The sequence below is a fragment of the Variovorax sp. GW822-FHT04A09 genome (genome assembly GCF_058801005.1).
Map to the genome: position 1 here is coordinate 746,317 of NZ_JBXAMV010000002.1, position 14,777 is coordinate 761,093.

At 69.9% G+C, this 14,777-nt stretch carries 15 protein-coding genes; 7 read left to right on the forward strand and 8 right to left on the reverse strand.

Annotated elements, in window-relative coordinates:
- The first annotated feature begins 74 nt into the window (after positions 1-74).
- From AC1RLW_RS14540 to AC1RLW_RS14555, 4 genes are all read left to right on the forward strand, one after another.
- Positions 75-626, forward strand: a complete 552-nt coding sequence (locus tag AC1RLW_RS14540; RefSeq protein ID WP_307587379.1) for an OmpA family protein — start codon at positions 75-77, stop codon at positions 624-626.
- 200 nt (positions 627-826) lie between these two features.
- On the forward strand, positions 827-2,656 hold the full coding sequence (gene edd, locus AC1RLW_RS14545) for a phosphogluconate dehydratase (protein WP_139702881.1): 1,830 nt from the start codon (positions 827-829) through the stop codon (positions 2,654-2,656).
- A gap of 41 nt (positions 2,657-2,697) precedes the next feature.
- Positions 2,698-3,333 (forward strand): bifunctional 4-hydroxy-2-oxoglutarate aldolase/2-dehydro-3-deoxy-phosphogluconate aldolase, encoded by a 636-nt coding sequence (eda, locus tag AC1RLW_RS14550; RefSeq protein ID WP_070062470.1) that lies wholly within the window; start codon positions 2,698-2,700, stop codon positions 3,331-3,333.
- A 2-nt stretch (positions 3,334-3,335) separates the two neighbouring features.
- The gene (locus tag AC1RLW_RS14555; protein WP_493193616.1) at positions 3,336-4,064 is read left to right on the forward strand and encodes a haloacid dehalogenase type II; all 729 of its coding nucleotides are present in this window, start codon (positions 3,336-3,338) and stop codon (positions 4,062-4,064) included.
- Positions 4,065-4,068: 4 nt separating this feature from the next.
- Here the strand turns inward: AC1RLW_RS14555 and AC1RLW_RS14560 are convergent, their stop codons facing one another.
- The 8 genes from AC1RLW_RS14560 to AC1RLW_RS14595 form a co-directional block, all read right to left on the reverse strand.
- Complete coding sequence (locus AC1RLW_RS14560; RefSeq protein ID WP_493193618.1) at positions 4,069-4,638, reverse strand: DUF1697 domain-containing protein; 570 nt, start codon at positions 4,636-4,638, stop codon at positions 4,069-4,071.
- Positions 4,639-4,663: 25 nt separating this feature from the next.
- The gene (gene gloA / locus AC1RLW_RS14565) at positions 4,664-5,077 is read right to left on the reverse strand and encodes a lactoylglutathione lyase (protein ID WP_493193620.1); all 414 of its coding nucleotides are present in this window, start codon (positions 5,075-5,077) and stop codon (positions 4,664-4,666) included.
- A 57-nt stretch (positions 5,078-5,134) separates the two neighbouring features.
- The gene (locus AC1RLW_RS14570; protein WP_493193621.1) at positions 5,135-5,815 is read right to left on the reverse strand and encodes a glutathione S-transferase family protein; all 681 of its coding nucleotides are present in this window, start codon (positions 5,813-5,815) and stop codon (positions 5,135-5,137) included.
- A 101-nt stretch (positions 5,816-5,916) separates the two neighbouring features.
- Complete coding sequence (locus AC1RLW_RS14575) at positions 5,917-7,173, reverse strand: hypothetical protein (protein WP_493193622.1); 1,257 nt, start codon at positions 7,171-7,173, stop codon at positions 5,917-5,919.
- A gap of 14 nt (positions 7,174-7,187) precedes the next feature.
- Positions 7,188-7,871, reverse strand: a complete 684-nt coding sequence (locus AC1RLW_RS14580; RefSeq protein WP_493193623.1) for an ABC transporter ATP-binding protein — start codon at positions 7,869-7,871, stop codon at positions 7,188-7,190.
- The gene (locus AC1RLW_RS14585) at positions 7,868-9,553 is read right to left on the reverse strand and encodes an ABC transporter permease (RefSeq protein WP_493193625.1); all 1,686 of its coding nucleotides are present in this window, start codon (positions 9,551-9,553) and stop codon (positions 7,868-7,870) included. Before AC1RLW_RS14585 ends, AC1RLW_RS14580 begins: the two co-directional genes overlap by 4 nt.
- 35 nt (positions 9,554-9,588) lie before the next feature.
- Positions 9,589-10,650 carry a Fe(3+) ABC transporter substrate-binding protein gene (locus tag AC1RLW_RS14590; RefSeq protein ID WP_062480133.1) on the reverse strand — a complete coding sequence of 354 codons (1,062 nt, stop codon included), beginning with the start codon at positions 10,648-10,650 and terminating at the stop codon, positions 9,589-9,591.
- A gap of 144 nt (positions 10,651-10,794) precedes the next feature.
- Positions 10,795-11,361, reverse strand: a complete 567-nt coding sequence (locus AC1RLW_RS14595; RefSeq protein ID WP_070062479.1) for a PaaI family thioesterase — start codon at positions 11,359-11,361, stop codon at positions 10,795-10,797.
- Between the two features lie 75 nt (positions 11,362-11,436).
- Here AC1RLW_RS14595 and AC1RLW_RS14600 point away from each other — a divergent pair, with 75 nt between their 5' ends.
- The 3 genes from AC1RLW_RS14600 to AC1RLW_RS14610 all read left to right on the forward strand — a co-directional run bounded on the left by AC1RLW_RS14600 (position 11,437) and on the right by AC1RLW_RS14610 (position 14,757).
- Positions 11,437-11,892 carry a MarR family winged helix-turn-helix transcriptional regulator gene (locus tag AC1RLW_RS14600; protein WP_159270852.1) on the forward strand — a complete coding sequence of 152 codons (456 nt, stop codon included), beginning with the start codon at positions 11,437-11,439 and terminating at the stop codon, positions 11,890-11,892.
- Positions 11,893-12,003: 111 nt separating this feature from the next.
- A complete protein-coding gene (locus tag AC1RLW_RS14605; RefSeq protein WP_493193627.1) occupies positions 12,004-13,317 on the forward strand; it encodes an MFS transporter in 1,314 nt (437 codons plus the stop codon).
- A gap of 15 nt (positions 13,318-13,332) precedes the next feature.
- Positions 13,333-14,757 carry an MATE family efflux transporter gene (locus tag AC1RLW_RS14610; protein ID WP_062480125.1) on the forward strand — a complete coding sequence of 475 codons (1,425 nt, stop codon included), beginning with the start codon at positions 13,333-13,335 and terminating at the stop codon, positions 14,755-14,757.
- Positions 14,758-14,777 lie beyond the last annotated feature (20 nt).

A 14,777-nucleotide genomic window follows, 5' to 3' on the forward strand; every position in this document is an offset into this window, starting at 1 on the left:
GCGCCTACAATTTCGTGATCATGGTTCACCGCACCATTATTTACCGACCCCTTTCCTACGGAGACCGCGCTTCCATGAACAACGACGACAGCCAGCAGAATTTCGCCCTCGGCTTCCTGGTGGCATTGATCGCGCTCGTGATCATGTTCGTGATCGGCGTCGCCTTCTGGCACAAGGGCCTGGGCGCGACGGCCGCGCAGGCCAAGCCCGCTGTCGCGGCTTCGGCTTCAGCGGCGCCGGGCGGCGCGGTGCAGGTGACCGAAGTCACCGAGACCGTCACCGTGGTGATCCCCGACGGCGCCAGCATCCGCGTGGTCGGCGGCGTGGTGAACTTCTACTTCGCGACCGGCAGCGCCGACCTCGCACCGGGCGCGGCCGAGGCGCTGGCCCTGGTCATCAAGGGCGTCGAGGGTGGCCGCAAGGCGGTGGTCTCGGGCTTCCACGACACCACCGGCGACGCCGCCGTGAACGAGGAACTGGCCAAGAAACGCGCCCAGATGGTGCGCGAGGTGCTGGCGGGCCTGGGCGTGCCGGCCGAGAAGATCGACCTGCAAAAGCCCGCCGTCACCGCCGGATCGGGCAACAACGCCGAGGCGCGCCGCGTCGAGGTCCGGCTGGTCGACTGAGCGATCCGGCCTTCCGCATCCCCCATCAAAAAACCCGGCATGGCCGGGTTTTTTTGTGCCTGCACGCGACCGGGTGCATGCCTGAGTAATTTCGTATCGTTCTGCGGCCGGATTTCATCGGGGCGTCGCGCTCGAATTGGTACGATGGGCCTCCAGGCCCACAGTCGCGCCGGCGACACGCAGCAAGAGCCAACTTCCCCATGAGCAGCACACACCCCACCGTCCGCGACGTCACCGATCGCATCCGCGCGCGCAGCCGCGACACGCGCAGCACCTACCTCACGCGCCTGGCCGAGATCCGCGCCCGCGACCGCGGCTCCGACCGCATGGGCTGCGCCAACGTGGCGCACGCCGTGGCCGGCATCCCGGCCAACGACAAGTTCAAGGTGGTGGCCGAGCGCGCGCCCAACCTGGGCATCGTCACGGCCTACAACGACATGCTCTCGGCCCACGCGCCGTATCAGGGCTACCCGGACATCATCAAGCACGAGGCCCGCCGCCACGGCGCCACCGCGCAGGTCGCCGGCGGCGTGCCCGCCATGTGCGACGGCGTCACGCAGGGCACGCCCGGCATGGAGCTGAGCCTGTTCAGCCGCGACCTGATCGCCATGAGCACCGCCGTCGCGCTCACGCACGACATGTTCGACGGCGCGCTGATGCTCGGCGTGTGCGACAAGATCGTGCCGGGCCTGCTGATCGGCGCGCTGCACTTCGGCCACCTGCCCACCGTGTTCGTGCCCGCCGGGCCGATGCCCTCGGGCCTGTCGAACACCGCCAAGTCGAAGGTGCGCGAGCAGGCGGCGCAGGGCCTCGTGGGCCGCCAGGGCCTGCTCGAGGCCGAGATGGCCGCCTATCACACGGTCGGCACCTGCACCTTCTACGGCACCGCCAACAGCAACCAGATGCTGCTGGAGGCCATGGGCCTGCACGTGCCCGGCACGGCCTTCATCCAGCCCGGCGACGCCATGCGCGAGACGCTCACGCGCGAGGCCGTGCGCTCGGTGCTCGGCAAGGCCAGCGACACCGCCTTCAACTGCCCGCCCATCGGCGAGATGGTCGACGAGCGCTGCATCGTCAACGCCATGGTCGCGCTGCTGGCCACGGGCGGTTCCACCAACCACCTGATCCACTGGGTGGCCGTGGCGCGCGCCGCGGGCATCCTCATCGACTGGGACGACTTCTCCCAGCTGTCCGACGTGGTGCCGCTGCTCACGCGCGTGTACCCCAACGGCAGCGCCGACGTGAACGAGTTCCAGGCCTGCGGCGGCCCGGGCTTCGTGATCGGCGAGCTGGTCGAAGCCGGCCTGATGCACGCCGACGTGCTCACGGTGCGCGCCGGCGGCATCCGCGAATTCGCCAACATCCCGTCGCTGGCCGGCGAGAACACGCTGCAATGGACGCCCGCTGCACCGCTGCAGAAAGAAGCCGTCACGCGCCCGGTGGCCAGCCCCTTCAGCGCCACCGGCGGCCTCAAGCTGCTCAGCGGCAACCTGGGACGCAGCGTGATCAAGGTGTCGTCGGTGCCCGACGACCGCCACGTCATCGAAGCGCCCGCGCGCGTCTTCGACTCGCAGGCCGCGCTGCAGAAAGCGTTCACGGCCGGCGAGCTGGAGCGCGACGTGGTCTGCGTGGTGCGCTGGCAGGGCCCGCAAGCCAACGGCATGCCCGAGTTGCACAAGCTCACGCCGCCGCTGTCGGTGCTGCAGGGCAAGGGCTTCCGCGTGGCGCTGGTCACCGACGGCCGCATGAGCGGCGCCTCGGGCAAGATCCCGGCGGCCATCCACGTGTCGCCCGAAGCCGCCGCCGGCGGCCCGCTGGCCAAGGTGCGCGACGGCGACCTGATCCGCCTCGACGCCGTAGCGGGTACGCTTGCCGTGTTGCTGCCCGAAGACGAATGGGCCGCGCGCGAGACCGCGACGCTGTCCGACGCGCAACGCATCGCGGACGGGCACGGCCTGGGCCGCGAACTGTTCGCCGGCATGCGCCGCAACGCCCTGACCGCCGAAGAGGGCGCCTGCACCTGGATGTGACGGGGCCCACGCGGGCCGCAAGAAATTTTTGGAGCCATGAGATGACAGACAGACTCACCCCCCTCGACGTGATGCGCGACGCACCCGTCATTCCGGTCATCGTGCTGAACGACGTGAAAGACGCCGTGCCCCTGGCGCGCGCGCTGGTCGCAGGCGGCATCCGCATGCTCGAAGTGACGCTGCGCACGCCGCAGGCGCTGCAGTGCATCGAGGCCATCGCCAAGGAAGTGCCCGAGGCCGTCGCCGGCGCCGGCACCATCCGCAGCGCGGCCGACGCGCAGGCCTCGGCGCTGGCCGGCGCCAAGTTCGGCGTGAGCCCGGGCTACACGCGTGCGGTCGGCAAGGCCTGCCACGACCTCGGCCTGCCGCTGCTGCCCGGCGTGGCCACCGGCAGCGAGATCATGACGGCGCAGGAAGACGGCTACACCCAGCTGAAGTTCTTCCCCGCGCTGCAGGCCGGCGGCCTGCCGATGCTCAAGGCCTGGCAGGGCCCGTTCGGCGACGTCACCTTCTGCCCCACGGGCGGCATCCATGCGGGCAACGCGGCCGAGTTCCTCGCGCTGTCGAACGTGGCCTGCGTGGGCGGTTCGTGGATCGTGCCGACCGACGCCATCCGCGACGGCGACTGGACCCGCATCGAGCAACTGGCGCGCGCCGCGAGCCAGCTGCCCCGCTGAGCATGTCGGCGGATTTCGACGCGGGCGACCTCAAGGTCATCGCGTTCGACGTGTTCGGCACGGTGGTCGACTGGCACAGCGGCATCGCGGCCGAGGTCGAGCGCGTGCTGCCCGGCGTGGACGGCGCGGCCTTTGCACTGGCCTGGCGCGCCGGCTACCAGCCCGCCATGAAGGCCGTGATGGAACGCATCGCGGCCGGCGAGGGCGGCTTCACGCTGCTCGACGAGCTGCACCTGAGCATGCTCGAACAGGTGCTGCACGACTTCAGCCTGGCCGACCACCTCGACAGCGCCGCCAAGCGCGACCTGAGCCGCGCCTGGCACCGCCTGCCGGCCTGGCCCGATGCGGTCGAGGGGCTCACGCGGCTCAAGAAGAAGTTCACCATCTGCACGCTCTCCAACGGCAACATCGGCCTGCTCACCGAGATGGCCAAGCGCGCCGGCCTGCCCTGGGATTGCGTGCTGTCGGCCGAGGTGTTCAAGGCCTACAAGCCCGACCCGCGCACCTACCTGGGCGTGGCGGGCGTGTTCGACGCGACGCCCGGGCAGGTCATGCTCGCCGCGGCGCACCACGACGACCTGGTGGCCGCGCGCGTGTGCGGCCTGAAGACGGCGTACATCGAGCGGCCCCACGAGTTCGGCCGCAAGCAGCCGAAGGACGTGTCGCCGCAGCCGGACAACAGCCTGCATGTGCGCGACATCGTCGCGCTGGCCGACCGGCTGGGCTGCTGATCGATCAGTCCGTGATGAGTTTTTCCACCGTGCGCAGGTTGCGCGTGGTGGTGCTCGACTTGTAGCGGGTCTTCGCGAGCAGCTTCGCCACCGGCGTCTCCAGGCTTTCGCCGCGCGGGCACTGCCAGTACAGCACGCCATCGCCGCGCACCAGCTGCTCGACCTTGGCATCGACCGTGCCGGCCTTGTCCATGATCTCGTCGAGCATCGCGGCGTCGGAGCCGAACACGAGGTACGGATGGTGCGTGTCGTCGATGCGTTCGAATGGGTAGCTCGCCGCCATGTCGGCCACCTGCCGCTGCGTGAGCAGCACGATCCACGCCTCGTAGCCGAAGCACTGGCGCAGCGCCTGCTCGATGCGCGTGCGCAGCGCGGCGGCATCGGGCGCGTCGGTGTCGAACAGCACGTTGCCGCTGGCGAGCACCGTGCGCACCGCGCCGAAGCCGAGTTCGTCGACGAACAGCGCCTTCAGGTCGGCGCTCTTGATCGTGATGCCGTTGACGTTCACGCCGCGCAGCAGGGCGACGTAGCGCGTCAGCGGCGCGTCCTTCTTCTTTGTCTTCGGGCTTGCCATGGCGTGGGGTGCGGCCCGAAACGGCTCAGCGCAGGCCGCCGCCCGCGGCGTTCTCGTTGCGCTGGATCAATTCAATCTTGTAGCCGTCAGGGTCCGTCACGAAGGCGATCACCGTCGTGCCGCCCTTGACCGGACCGGCCTCGCGCGTCACGTTGCCGCCCGAGGCCTTGATCTTCTCGCAGGCTGCGTAGGCGTCGGGCACGCCGAGCGCGATGTGGCCGTAGGCGGTGCCGAGCTCGTAGCTCTCGGTGCCCCAGTTGTAGGTGAGCTCGATCTCGGCCTGGTCGGGGTTGCCGTTGCCGTAGCCGACGAAGGCGAGGCTGTACTTGTACTCGGGGTTTTCCGACGTGCGCAGCAGCGTCATGCCGAGCACCTGCGTGTAGAAGTCGATGGAGCGCTGGAGATTGCCAACGCGCAGCATGGTGTGGAGAAGTCGCATCTCGTGGGTCGTGTCGTTATGGGGGATGGCGCTATTGTCGCCCTCTGCTCTGGGCGATCAAATCGCCAGCGTCAGCAGGTGTGCCTGGTACTTTTTCAGAAAATCCATCAGATGCTGCGGGTACTCGGGCACCACCGCCGCGCGCACGCTGGGGCGCGCCGCCAGCGCGTGGCGCCAGGCATTCACCTTGGGCAGCGCGTCGAACAGGTGCGAATCGCTGATCGCGTCGAACACCTCGAAGTAGCGGAACACCGGTGCGAACACCGCATCGACGAGGCTGAAGGCTTCGCCCGCGAAGTAGGGGCCTTGCCCCAGCGCGGCCTCGACGCGTTCGAACCTGGCGGCCAGCGCCTCGCGCTTCTGCGCGAACACGGCGGCGTCCTGCGTGGTCTCGTAGCCCCACAGGTCGGCGAGGACGGCCGAGCCGAATTCCATCCATGCGCGGTGCTGCGCACGTGCGAGCGGGTCTTCGGGGTGCAGGCGGGCGCCGGGTTGCGTCTCTTCGAGGTACTCGCAGATCACGTTGCTCTCGAACAGCACGGCCTCGGTGCCGTCGGGGCGCTGCACCTTCAGCAGCGGCACCTTGCCCAGCGGCGAGATCTCGAGAAACCATTGGGGCTTGTTCGCGAGATCGATCACGACGCGCTCGAAGGGCACGTCCTTCTCGTGCAGCGCGATCGCGGCGCGTTGCACGTAGGGGCACAGCAGGTGGCTGACGAGGGTGAGGGCCTGGGTCATGGGGCGTTCCGTCTTCGAAGAAATGGGTGGTCGGATCGCCGCGATTCTTGCGGTCCTGAACAACCTTTTCTGGAAAAGCCCATTCGGGCGCCGCCCGGGTGCTACGGCTTGGGAAAAAGGTACGCGCCGGCCGTAGGCTTGAGAAGGGGCTTGAGTTCGGTGAACGGCAGCGCCACCGTGGTGCCGAGGCAGGCGCCGAGCGCATGCGGCACGCCGCTGACCGCGACGGCCAACGCATCGCGCCCGCGGGTGCGCTCGAAATGCAATGCCAGGTACTCGGGCCACACCTCGTCGCAACCCGTGTAGTGCTGCGGGTCTGCGGCGGCTGCGGATTCGGGCCCACGTCCCTGTGCTTTCAGCTGCTTCCCGATCAGCGCCATGAGCGTCTGGCTCGGCACGAACCCGTCCGGCGTCCTGGTGAACGCGCGGAACAGGCGATCGAAGTCGAGGTACTCGCCACGGACCAGGTCGAGTGTGTAGGGCGCGTAGTGGTTGTGGGGATGGGCGCCGCCGCAGTCGGTGCTTCCCGATTCGACGACGCTCATCAGCGTCGGGCTGAGAAAGGTGACGCGCACCGATTCCGCGTCGTAGTTTCCCAGCGAGCCGGCTGCCGGGTGCGTCTCTGTGTAAAGGGTGGCCTTGCATTCGAGCGCGGCGAGGCTGAGCTGTCCGTGCCTGCGCGCGAGGATGGCGTTGACTTTCTCGACCACGCGCGCATTCGGGTGCCGGGTGAGCCGCGGGTAAGAGAAGCGCGTGCGCGGATTGACGACCATGCGCCATGCCATGGGGCCGCTGACGTGCTCCGCTCCATGCTTGAGCGATGTCTGCAGCTTCAGGTGGTCGTAGGGGGCCGTCTCGATGGAGATCGGCGCGTCCGAAGCCGCGCCGGTGGTGTTGCCTGGCGGGATGGCGCGCGTCACCGGCGCAGTGGCGCCGGGACTCCGGTCTGGGTCGTACTGGCGAACCTGTCGAAGCTCGAACGCGACGCTCTGCTTGCCGGGGCCATCGCTCCAGCTTCCGGCAAAGGTGCCTTTGATCACCTGGCCACGCCATGTCGGACCCGGCTGTCGGGTCTGCGCGTCTTCGAACAACGGCGCGTTGCCGCCTTGTGCCGCCCGGTACATCGCCTCGCCCTGGATCGGGAGGGCTTCCACGAGCTTCGTCACCGGCCCGGAGAGTGGAATGTCGACACCGTGGCGGCGATAGAAATACCGCCCGCCGCCGGAGGCATTCACTTCGAGCACGACCTCGCTGGTGCCGAGGGTGCCTTGGTAGACCGTGCGGACTTCTGCCAGGGCCGGCACCGCCGACCCGAGCAACGTCGCCCACGCGAGGAAGAGTCGGGTCGCGTTGCGCATCGTGGGGCCTTCCGTTACGAGGCCGTCTCCAGCCAGTGCGTGATCCGCCCGTTGTGCATCACGCCGATGCGGTCGGCCATCGCATGCGCCTCGGCCTCGTTGTGCGTGACCAGGATCGCGGTCTGACCGGCCTTCTTCAGGATGCCGCGCACCTCGGCGGTCAGGCGCTCGCGCGTGCCGCCGTCGAGGTTGGAAAACGGTTCGTCCAGCAGCAGCAAGGCGGGCGAGGGCGCCAGCGCGCGGGCCAGTGCGATGCGCTGCTGCTGGCCGCCCGACAGCTCGTGCGGGTAGCGCTCGCCGGCCTCGGCCAGGCCGACCAGCGCGAGCATCTCGGCCACGCGCGCCTGCTGCGCCGCGCGGCCCAGGCGGCGCAGGCCGAAAGCGACGTTCTTCGCGGCCGACAGGTGCGGGAACAGCGCGTACTCCTGGAACATCATGCCCACGCGCCGCTGCTCGGGCGGCAGGTGCTTCTGCGGCGACGACAGCAGCGTGTCGCCGAGGCGGATGGTGCCGGCGCGCACGGGCTCGAAGCCGGCGATGGCGCGCAGCACCGTGGTCTTGCCGCAGCCCGAGGGGCCGAACAGGCAGGCGATCTCGCCCGCGGGCAGGTCCAGCGAAAAGCCGTCGACCACCGTGTGCGGGCCGCGCGGCGTGTCGTACGCGAGCTGGAGCGAGTCGAGATGAAGCGGGGAACTCATGCAGGGTCCGTGTCGGGAGGCGTCACCGCCGGCGTCGTGCCGAGCTGGTTGCGCGCCAGCAGCACCACCGGCAGCAGGCCGGCGACCACGATGGCCAGCGCGGCGATCGCGCCTTCCTCGTAGGTGCCGCGCGCGGCCTCGGCATACAGCCAGGTGGCGAGGGTGTCGAAGTTGGCCGGGCGCAGCAGCAGCGTGGCCGGCAGCTCTTTCATGGCGTCGACGAAGACCAGCAGCGCGCCCGCCGCGATGGCGGGCTGCAGCAACGGAAGGTGCACGCGGCGCAGCGTGCCGCCGGTCGTTTCGCCGAGCAGGCGTGAGGCCTGCTCGATGGCGGGGGGAATGCGCGCCAGCCCGGCCTCGATGCCGCCCACGGGCATCGCAAGAAAGCGGATCGCGCAGGCCATGACCAGCACGATGCCCGCGCCCATCAGCGGCAGGCCCTGCCAGCCCATCGCGCCGGCCAGCGCCGCGTCGAAGGCCAAGGCCGGCGTCAGCAGGCCGATGGCGAGCACGGTGCCCGGCACCGCGTAGCCCAGCGTGGCCGCGCGCGCCTGCCAGCGGGCGCGGTTGAGGTTCGTGCCCTGGCTGCGCGAGGCCCAGGCCACGACCAGCCCCGCCGCCACAGCCACCACCGTCACGCCGGCCGCCAGCGCCAGCGTGTTGCCCAGGCTGGCCACGAGGCCCTGCGAAATGCCGCCGCCCTGGTGCAGCCGCTTGCCGCTTTCCCAGACCAGGTACAGCGCGGGCGCGACAAAGCCGATCAGCACCGGCAGCGCCGCCGTCGCGGTCGCCGCCCAGGCCGCGCCGCCGTGCAGGCGCCGGGGCTGCACCGCGCGCATGCGCTGCGCGGAACCGAAGCGCTGGTGCTGGCGGCCGTTGCGTTCGAGCCAGACCAGCGCCACCACCACGAACAGCATCGCGCAGGCGATCTGCGCGGCGCCGGCCAGGTCGGAGCGCGTGATCCAGGTGGTGTAGACCGCCACCGTCAGCGTGTTCACGCCGAGGAATTCGGAGGCGCCGATGTCGTTGAGCGTCTCGAGCAGCGCCAGGCTCAGGCCCACGGCCAGCGCCGGCCGCGCCAGCGGCAGCGCCACGCGAAAGAACGCGCCGCGCCGGTTCTCGCCCAGCGTGCGCGCCGCTTCCAGCAGGTGCGCCGGCTGGGTCATGAACATCGCGCGCGCCGTCATGTAGACATACGGGTAGAGCACGAAGCCCAGCACGAAGATCGCACCCGGCATCGAGCGCAGGTCGGGCAGGCGGAACTGGCGCGGGCTGTCGAAGCCCAGCATCCAGCGGATCGCGCCCTGCACGGGACCGATCGGGTGCAGCAGGTCGAGGTAGGCGAAGGCGACGATGTAGGTCGGCATCGCCAGCGGCAGCAGCAGCGCCCAATTGAGCACGCCGCGGCCGGGAAAGTCATGCGCCGTGACCAGCCAGGCGCAGCCGGTGCCGATCACGAGGACGAGGGTGCCGACGCCCGCGAGCAGCAGCGCCGTGTTGAGCGCCGCCTGCGGCAGCACGTGCGCGAACAGCGGCCCCCAGTGGCCGACGCCCGAGCCGAACGCGAGCCAGGCCAGCGTGAGCACCGGCGCGAGCACGCCGAGCGCGATCAGGAACGACGCGCAGCGCCATGCCGGGCCCGCAGCGCGCAGGCCCGGCGGCTGGCGCCGCGAAATCAGCATTCAGTTGCCGGCAAGGTGTGCCCGGCCATGCAAGGTCACTGGTCGAAGCCGACCTTGTCGACGAGGGCGCTGGCCTGCTTGCGGTACTTGGCAATCTCGGTCAGCGGCAGCGGATCGACCTTCAGTTCGCCGATGGACTGGCCGATGATCGGGTCGAGGGCCACGCCCTTGCGCACCGGGTATTCGTAGTTGGCGTCGGCGTACAGCGCCTGGGCCGGCTCCGACACCAGGAACTCGAGCAGCTTGACCGCGTTGGCGCGCTGCGGCGCGTTCTTGGCCACGGCCGCGCCGCTGATGTTCACGTGCGTGCCACCACTCTTGGCGCTGGCGAAGGTCGGGCGGATCACCTTGATGGCGTCGCCCCACTTGCGCGCGTCGGTGCCTTCCTTGGCGCTCTTCATCTGGCCCACGTAGTACGAGTTGGCCACGCCGATGTCGCAGATGCCGCCGAGGATGTCGCGTGCCACGTCGCGGTCGCCGCCGGTGGCCTTGCGCGCCAGGTTGCCCTTGACGCCGCGCAGCCACTGCTCGGTCTTGGCCTCGCCGTCGTGCGCGATCATCGCGGCCACCAGGGCCGTGTTGTAGGGATGCTGACCGGCGCGGATGCAGACCTTGCCCTTGTACTTCGGGTTGGCCAGGTCTTCGTAGCGGAAGCTGGTCAGCGGCTGGTTCTTGTCGGCGTACAGCACGCGCGCGCGCAGCGAGAGCGCGAACCATTGGCCGTCGGCGCCGCGCAGGTTGGCCGGAATGGCCGACTCGAGCGCGGCCGACTTCACCGGCTGCGTCACGCCGCCTTCGACGAGGTCGACGAGGTTGCCGATGTCCACCGTCATCAGCACGTCGGCCGGCGAGCGCGCGCCTTCGGCCTTCACGCGCTCCAGCAGGCCGTCCTTCACGAACACCGTGTTGACCTTGATCTTGCTCTGCGCGCTGAACGCCGAGATCAGCGGCTGGATCAGCGCCGGCTCGCGCGTCGTGTAGAGCGTGAGCTCGTCATTGGCGGCGTGCGCGGGCAGGGCGGTGAGGGCGAGCCAGGCGGCGGAAACGCCGAGGAGGGCGTGCGCCACGCGGCCCTGGGGGCCGGAACGGTCGGTCATGAAGAGGATCCTCCAGGTGCGGTGAGGTGTTCTAGGAAAGGCATCGGCGACGGCGGAGCCTGTCGCTGATGCGAACAATTATCACTGACAGGGAGGAGCGGGTTTTCCTTTTGGCTTACAGCTTGAGGGCCTACTTGAAACGCCTCACCGCCCCGCAGGCACCTCGAACACCAGGCACGTCGTCGTCGCATGCGCGTACAGCGTGCCGTCCGCCCCGACCAGCCGAGCCTCTGCCGTGGCGAGCTGCTTGCCGCAGTGGATCACCTTGCCTTCGGCGCGCACGCGCTGCACCTTCGGCGTGAGGCCCTTGACGTAGTTCACGCTGAGCTCGGCCGTCGTGTACGCGCGACCGGGCGGCATCATGGTGTGGACCGAGCAGCCCAGGGCCGAGTCGAGCATCGTGGCGACCCAGCCGCCGTGGATGGTGCCCAGCGGGTTCAGGTGCTGCGGCAGCGGCGTGCCCTGGAAGATGGCGATGCCCTTGCTGACCGAGACGATGGTGAAGTCCAGCGTCTTGGCGATGGCGGCGTAGGGAATCTCGCCGTTGAGCATGGCCTGCATGACCTCCAGGCCGGTCTTGCCGGCGACCTGCTCGGGGCGCGCGAGCCCGGGGCCGGGACCGTTCTCGAGGCGCTCGGCGATCTGCCGTTCTTCGGCGATCCATGCGTCGAGCAGATGGGAGGGGGTGTCGGTGAAAGCTTGCTGCGTCATGCCTGTGTTCCTGCTGGGGGCTTTGCGGGGAGGGGGTGATTGCATATGCAATAGTTGCACATACAATAATACCCCATGGACACACCCACCCAACCCCGCGGCTGCACCAGCTTCAAGACGCGCCAGCTGATGCGCCGCCTGACGCAGCACTACGACGCCGAGGTGTCGCGCAGCGGCCTCAAGACCACGCAGTACTCGCTGCTGTCGCACCTCAAGCGCCTGGGCCCGATGCGCCCGGTCGACCTGGCGGGCGAGCTGAAGATGACCGCCTCTACGCTGAGCCGCAACCTGCAGCCGCTCATTACCGCGGGCTGGGTGGCGCAAGTGGCGGGTGCCGACGCGCGCAGCCGGCTGGTGTCGCTCACGGACGCCGGCGATGCCAAGTGGCGCGAAGCGCAGCAGCACTGGAAGACGGCGCAGCTCAAGCTCAATGCGCTGCTGGGCGTGGAGCGCGTGCTCGCGCTGCATGCGCTCATCGACGAATCGCTCGCGCTGCTGGGCACGGGCGAGCCGGCCGACGTGCAGGACTGACGCTTCCCGCCACCCCCACAACGAACACGTTCCGCGTCTACGCAGTCGCGCGGCCGGATTTCCTGTCTCTTCGTTTCTCCCCCGACCCATTCCAACAGTTCCAGAGGTCCCATGTTCGCCACCCACGTCTCCGCATGGCTGCAGCGCCGCGGCATCCACTACGGCTGGATCGTCGCCGCCGTCACCTTCCTGACCATGCTCACCATGTCGGCCGCGCTCGGCCTGCCGGGCGCGATGATGAAGCCGCTCGGCGAGGAGTTCGGTTGGAGCACCGAGCAGATCTCGTCCGCGCTCGCGCTGCGCTTTGCGCTCTTCGGCCTCATGGGCCCGTTCGCCGCGGTGCTGATGGAGCGCTACGGCCTGCGCGCGGTGATGTGCGCCGGCCTCACGCTGGTCGGCCTGGGCATGGCGCTGGTCACCACGGCCTCGCAGCTGTGGCAACTCTTCGTGCTCTGGAGCCTGATGCTCGGCCTGGGCACCGGCATGACGGCGCTGGTGCTGGGCGCCGTGGTGGCCAACCGCTGGTTCGTCGCGCGGCGCGGCCTGGTCGTGGGCATGCTCACGGCCAGCGCGGCCACCGGCCAGCTGGCCTTCCTGCCGCTGGCGGCCTGGATGATCGAGCATTGGGGCTGGCGCTCGGCCATCGTGCCGATCGTGGTCGGCAGCGTGGTGATCGCGCTGCTCGCGCTGTGCCTGGTGCGCAACCGGCCGTCGGACATCGGCCTGCTGCCCTACGGCGAAGCGCCCGGCACGCAGCCGGCGCCGGCGCCCGCCTTCACGATGAACTTCGCCACGCCGTTTCGCGTGCTGCGCGAGGTGGCGACCAACCGCACCTTCCTGATCCTGGCCGGCACCTTCTTCATCTGCGGCCTGAGCACCAACGGCCTGGTGCAGACGCACTTCATCTCGCTGTGCGGCGACTACGGCATGAGCGCCGTGCCGGCCGCCTCGGTGCTCGCGATGATGGGCGCCTTCGACTTCGTCGGCACCATCCTGTCGGGCTGGCTCTCCGACCGCTACGACAACCGCAAGCTGCTCTTCTGGTACTACGGGCTGCGCGGGCTGTCGCTGTTCTGGTTGCCGCATTCCGAATTCACGATCTACGGCCTGGGCCTGTTCGCGATGTTCTACGGCCTGGACTGGATCGCCACCGTGCCGCCGACCGTCAAGCTCGCGGGCGCCGCCTTCGGCCCTGCGAAGGTCGGGCTGGTGTTCGGCTGGATCTTCGCGGCCCACCAGCTGGGCGCGGCCACCGCGGCCTACGGCGCGGGCTTTGCGCGCACGCTGCTGCTGACCTACACGCCGGCGCTGTACACGGCCGGCGCGGCCTGCCTGTTCGCGGCAGTGATCGTCATGGCGATCCGCCGTCCCGCCAAGACCGCCGCCGCACCGGCCACCACCACCAACGCCGCCGCGCGCGCCTGACCGCCGGAGATCCGCATGACCACCCCCCAACAAGCGAACGGCGACCTCGACCCGCGCACGCGCCGCCTGCTCGAGGCGCCCATCATCCCCACGCTGCTGCGGCTGGCCGCGCCCAATGTGCTCGTGATGCTGGCGCAGGCCTCCGTCGGGCTCATCGAGACCTACTTCGTCGGCAAGCTCGGCACCGACGCGCTGGCCGGCATGGCGCTGGTGTTCCCCATCGTCATGCTGATGCAGATGACCTCCAGCGGCGCGATGGGCGGCGGCATCGCTTCGTCGATCGCGCGTGCGCTGGGCGCGCGCCGCCGGGGCGACGCCGATGCGCTGGTGTGGCACGCGGTGGTCATCGCGATCGGCTTCGGCCTGTGTTTCACGCTCGCGCTGCTGCTGGGCGGGCGCTGGCTCTACGGCGTGATGGGCGGCACCGGCGCGGCGCTGGAAGCCGCGCTCACGTACTCGAACTGGGTGTTCGCGGGCGCGGTGCTGGTGTGGCTGTTCAACTCGCTGTCCGCCATCATCCGCGGCACCGGCAACATGGCGGTGCCGGCCAACGTGACGGTGGTGGGCGTGGTGTTCCTCATTCCCGCGTCGCCGCTCTTGATCTTCGGCATCGGGCCGTGGGGCGGCATGGGCATCGCGGGCGGCGCGCTGGCGCTCCTGCTGTACTACCTGCTGGGCTCGCTCGCGCTCATCGCCTACCTGCGCTCGCCGCGCAGCCTGCTGCGGCCCACGCTGGCGGCGTTCCAGATGCGCTGGCCGCTGTTCCGCGACATCCTGCGCATCGGCCTGATCGGCACGGTGTCGACCGTGGCGACGAACCTGTCGATCGGCATCGCCACCGCACTCACCGGCCACTTCGGCGCGGGCGCACTGGCCGGCTACGGCACCGCGTCGCGGCTCGAGTACCTGCTGGTGCCGCTGGTGTTCGGCCTCGGCGCGCCGCTGGTCGCGATGGTCGGCACCTGCATGGGCGCAGGGCTGCGCGAGCGTGCGCTGCGTGCCACCTGGGCTGGCGCGGCGCTGGCCTTCGGCATGGCCGAGGTCATCGGGCTGGCCGCCGCGCTGTTCCCGCGTCCGTGGCTGATGCTGTTCGGCCACGACCCCGTGATGCTCGAGACCGGCGCACACTACCTGCGCGTGGTGGGGCCGCTGTACGGCTTCTTCGGCGTCGGGCTGGTGCTGTACTTCGCGTCGCAGGGCGCGGGCCGGCTGCTGTGGCCGGTGCTCGGCAACATCGCGCGACTCGCCGTGGCGGGCACCGGCGGATGGCTGGCGCTGCGCTGGGGCGGCGGGCTCACCGGCGTGTTCGCGGCGCAGGGTGTGGCGCTGGTGGTGTACGGCATCGTCATTGCTTCGGCCATCGCGGGCGGTGCATGGTTCGGCCGCGTGGGCTGGCCGCGCACGACCCAGGGGCTGCTGCGCCGCGTGGCGCAGGCCTGAAGCGCTCTCGCTATCTCTTC

Bases quoted from the DNA above. Each gene is read 5' to 3' on its own strand.
- AC1RLW_RS14590 (WP_062480133.1), bottom strand. From the start codon at position 10,650: ATGACCGACCGTTCCGGCCCCCAGGGCCGCGTGGCGCACGCCCTCCTC.
- eda (WP_070062470.1), top strand. From the start codon at position 2,698: ATGACAGACAGACTCACCCCCCTCGACGTGATGCGCGACGCACCCGTC.
- AC1RLW_RS14580 (WP_493193623.1), bottom strand. From the start codon at position 7,871: ATGAGTTCCCCGCTTCATCTCGACTCGCTCCAGCTCGCGTACGACACG.
- AC1RLW_RS14570 (WP_493193621.1), bottom strand. From the start codon at position 5,815: ATGACCCAGGCCCTCACCCTCGTCAGCCACCTGCTGTGCCCCTACGTG.
- edd (WP_139702881.1), top strand. From the start codon at position 827: ATGAGCAGCACACACCCCACCGTCCGCGACGTCACCGATCGCATCCGC.
- AC1RLW_RS14560 (WP_493193618.1), bottom strand. From the start codon at position 4,638: ATGGCAAGCCCGAAGACAAAGAAGAAGGACGCGCCGCTGACGCGCTAC.
- AC1RLW_RS14585 (WP_493193625.1), bottom strand. From the start codon at position 9,553: ATGCTGATTTCGCGGCGCCAGCCGCCGGGCCTGCGCGCTGCGGGCCCG.
- AC1RLW_RS14575 (WP_493193622.1), bottom strand. From the start codon at position 7,173: ATGCGCAACGCGACCCGACTCTTCCTCGCGTGGGCGACGTTGCTCGGG.
- AC1RLW_RS14595 (WP_070062479.1), bottom strand. From the start codon at position 11,361: ATGACGCAGCAAGCTTTCACCGACACCCCCTCCCATCTGCTCGACGCA.
- gloA (WP_493193620.1), bottom strand. From the start codon at position 5,077: ATGCGACTTCTCCACACCATGCTGCGCGTTGGCAATCTCCAGCGCTCC.
- AC1RLW_RS14540 (WP_307587379.1), top strand. From the start codon at position 75: ATGAACAACGACGACAGCCAGCAGAATTTCGCCCTCGGCTTCCTGGTG.
- AC1RLW_RS14555 (WP_493193616.1), top strand. From the start codon at position 3,336: ATGTCGGCGGATTTCGACGCGGGCGACCTCAAGGTCATCGCGTTCGAC.
- AC1RLW_RS14610 (WP_062480125.1), top strand. From the start codon at position 13,333: ATGACCACCCCCCAACAAGCGAACGGCGACCTCGACCCGCGCACGCGC.
- AC1RLW_RS14600 (WP_159270852.1), top strand. From the start codon at position 11,437: ATGGACACACCCACCCAACCCCGCGGCTGCACCAGCTTCAAGACGCGC.
- AC1RLW_RS14605 (WP_493193627.1), top strand. From the start codon at position 12,004: ATGTTCGCCACCCACGTCTCCGCATGGCTGCAGCGCCGCGGCATCCAC.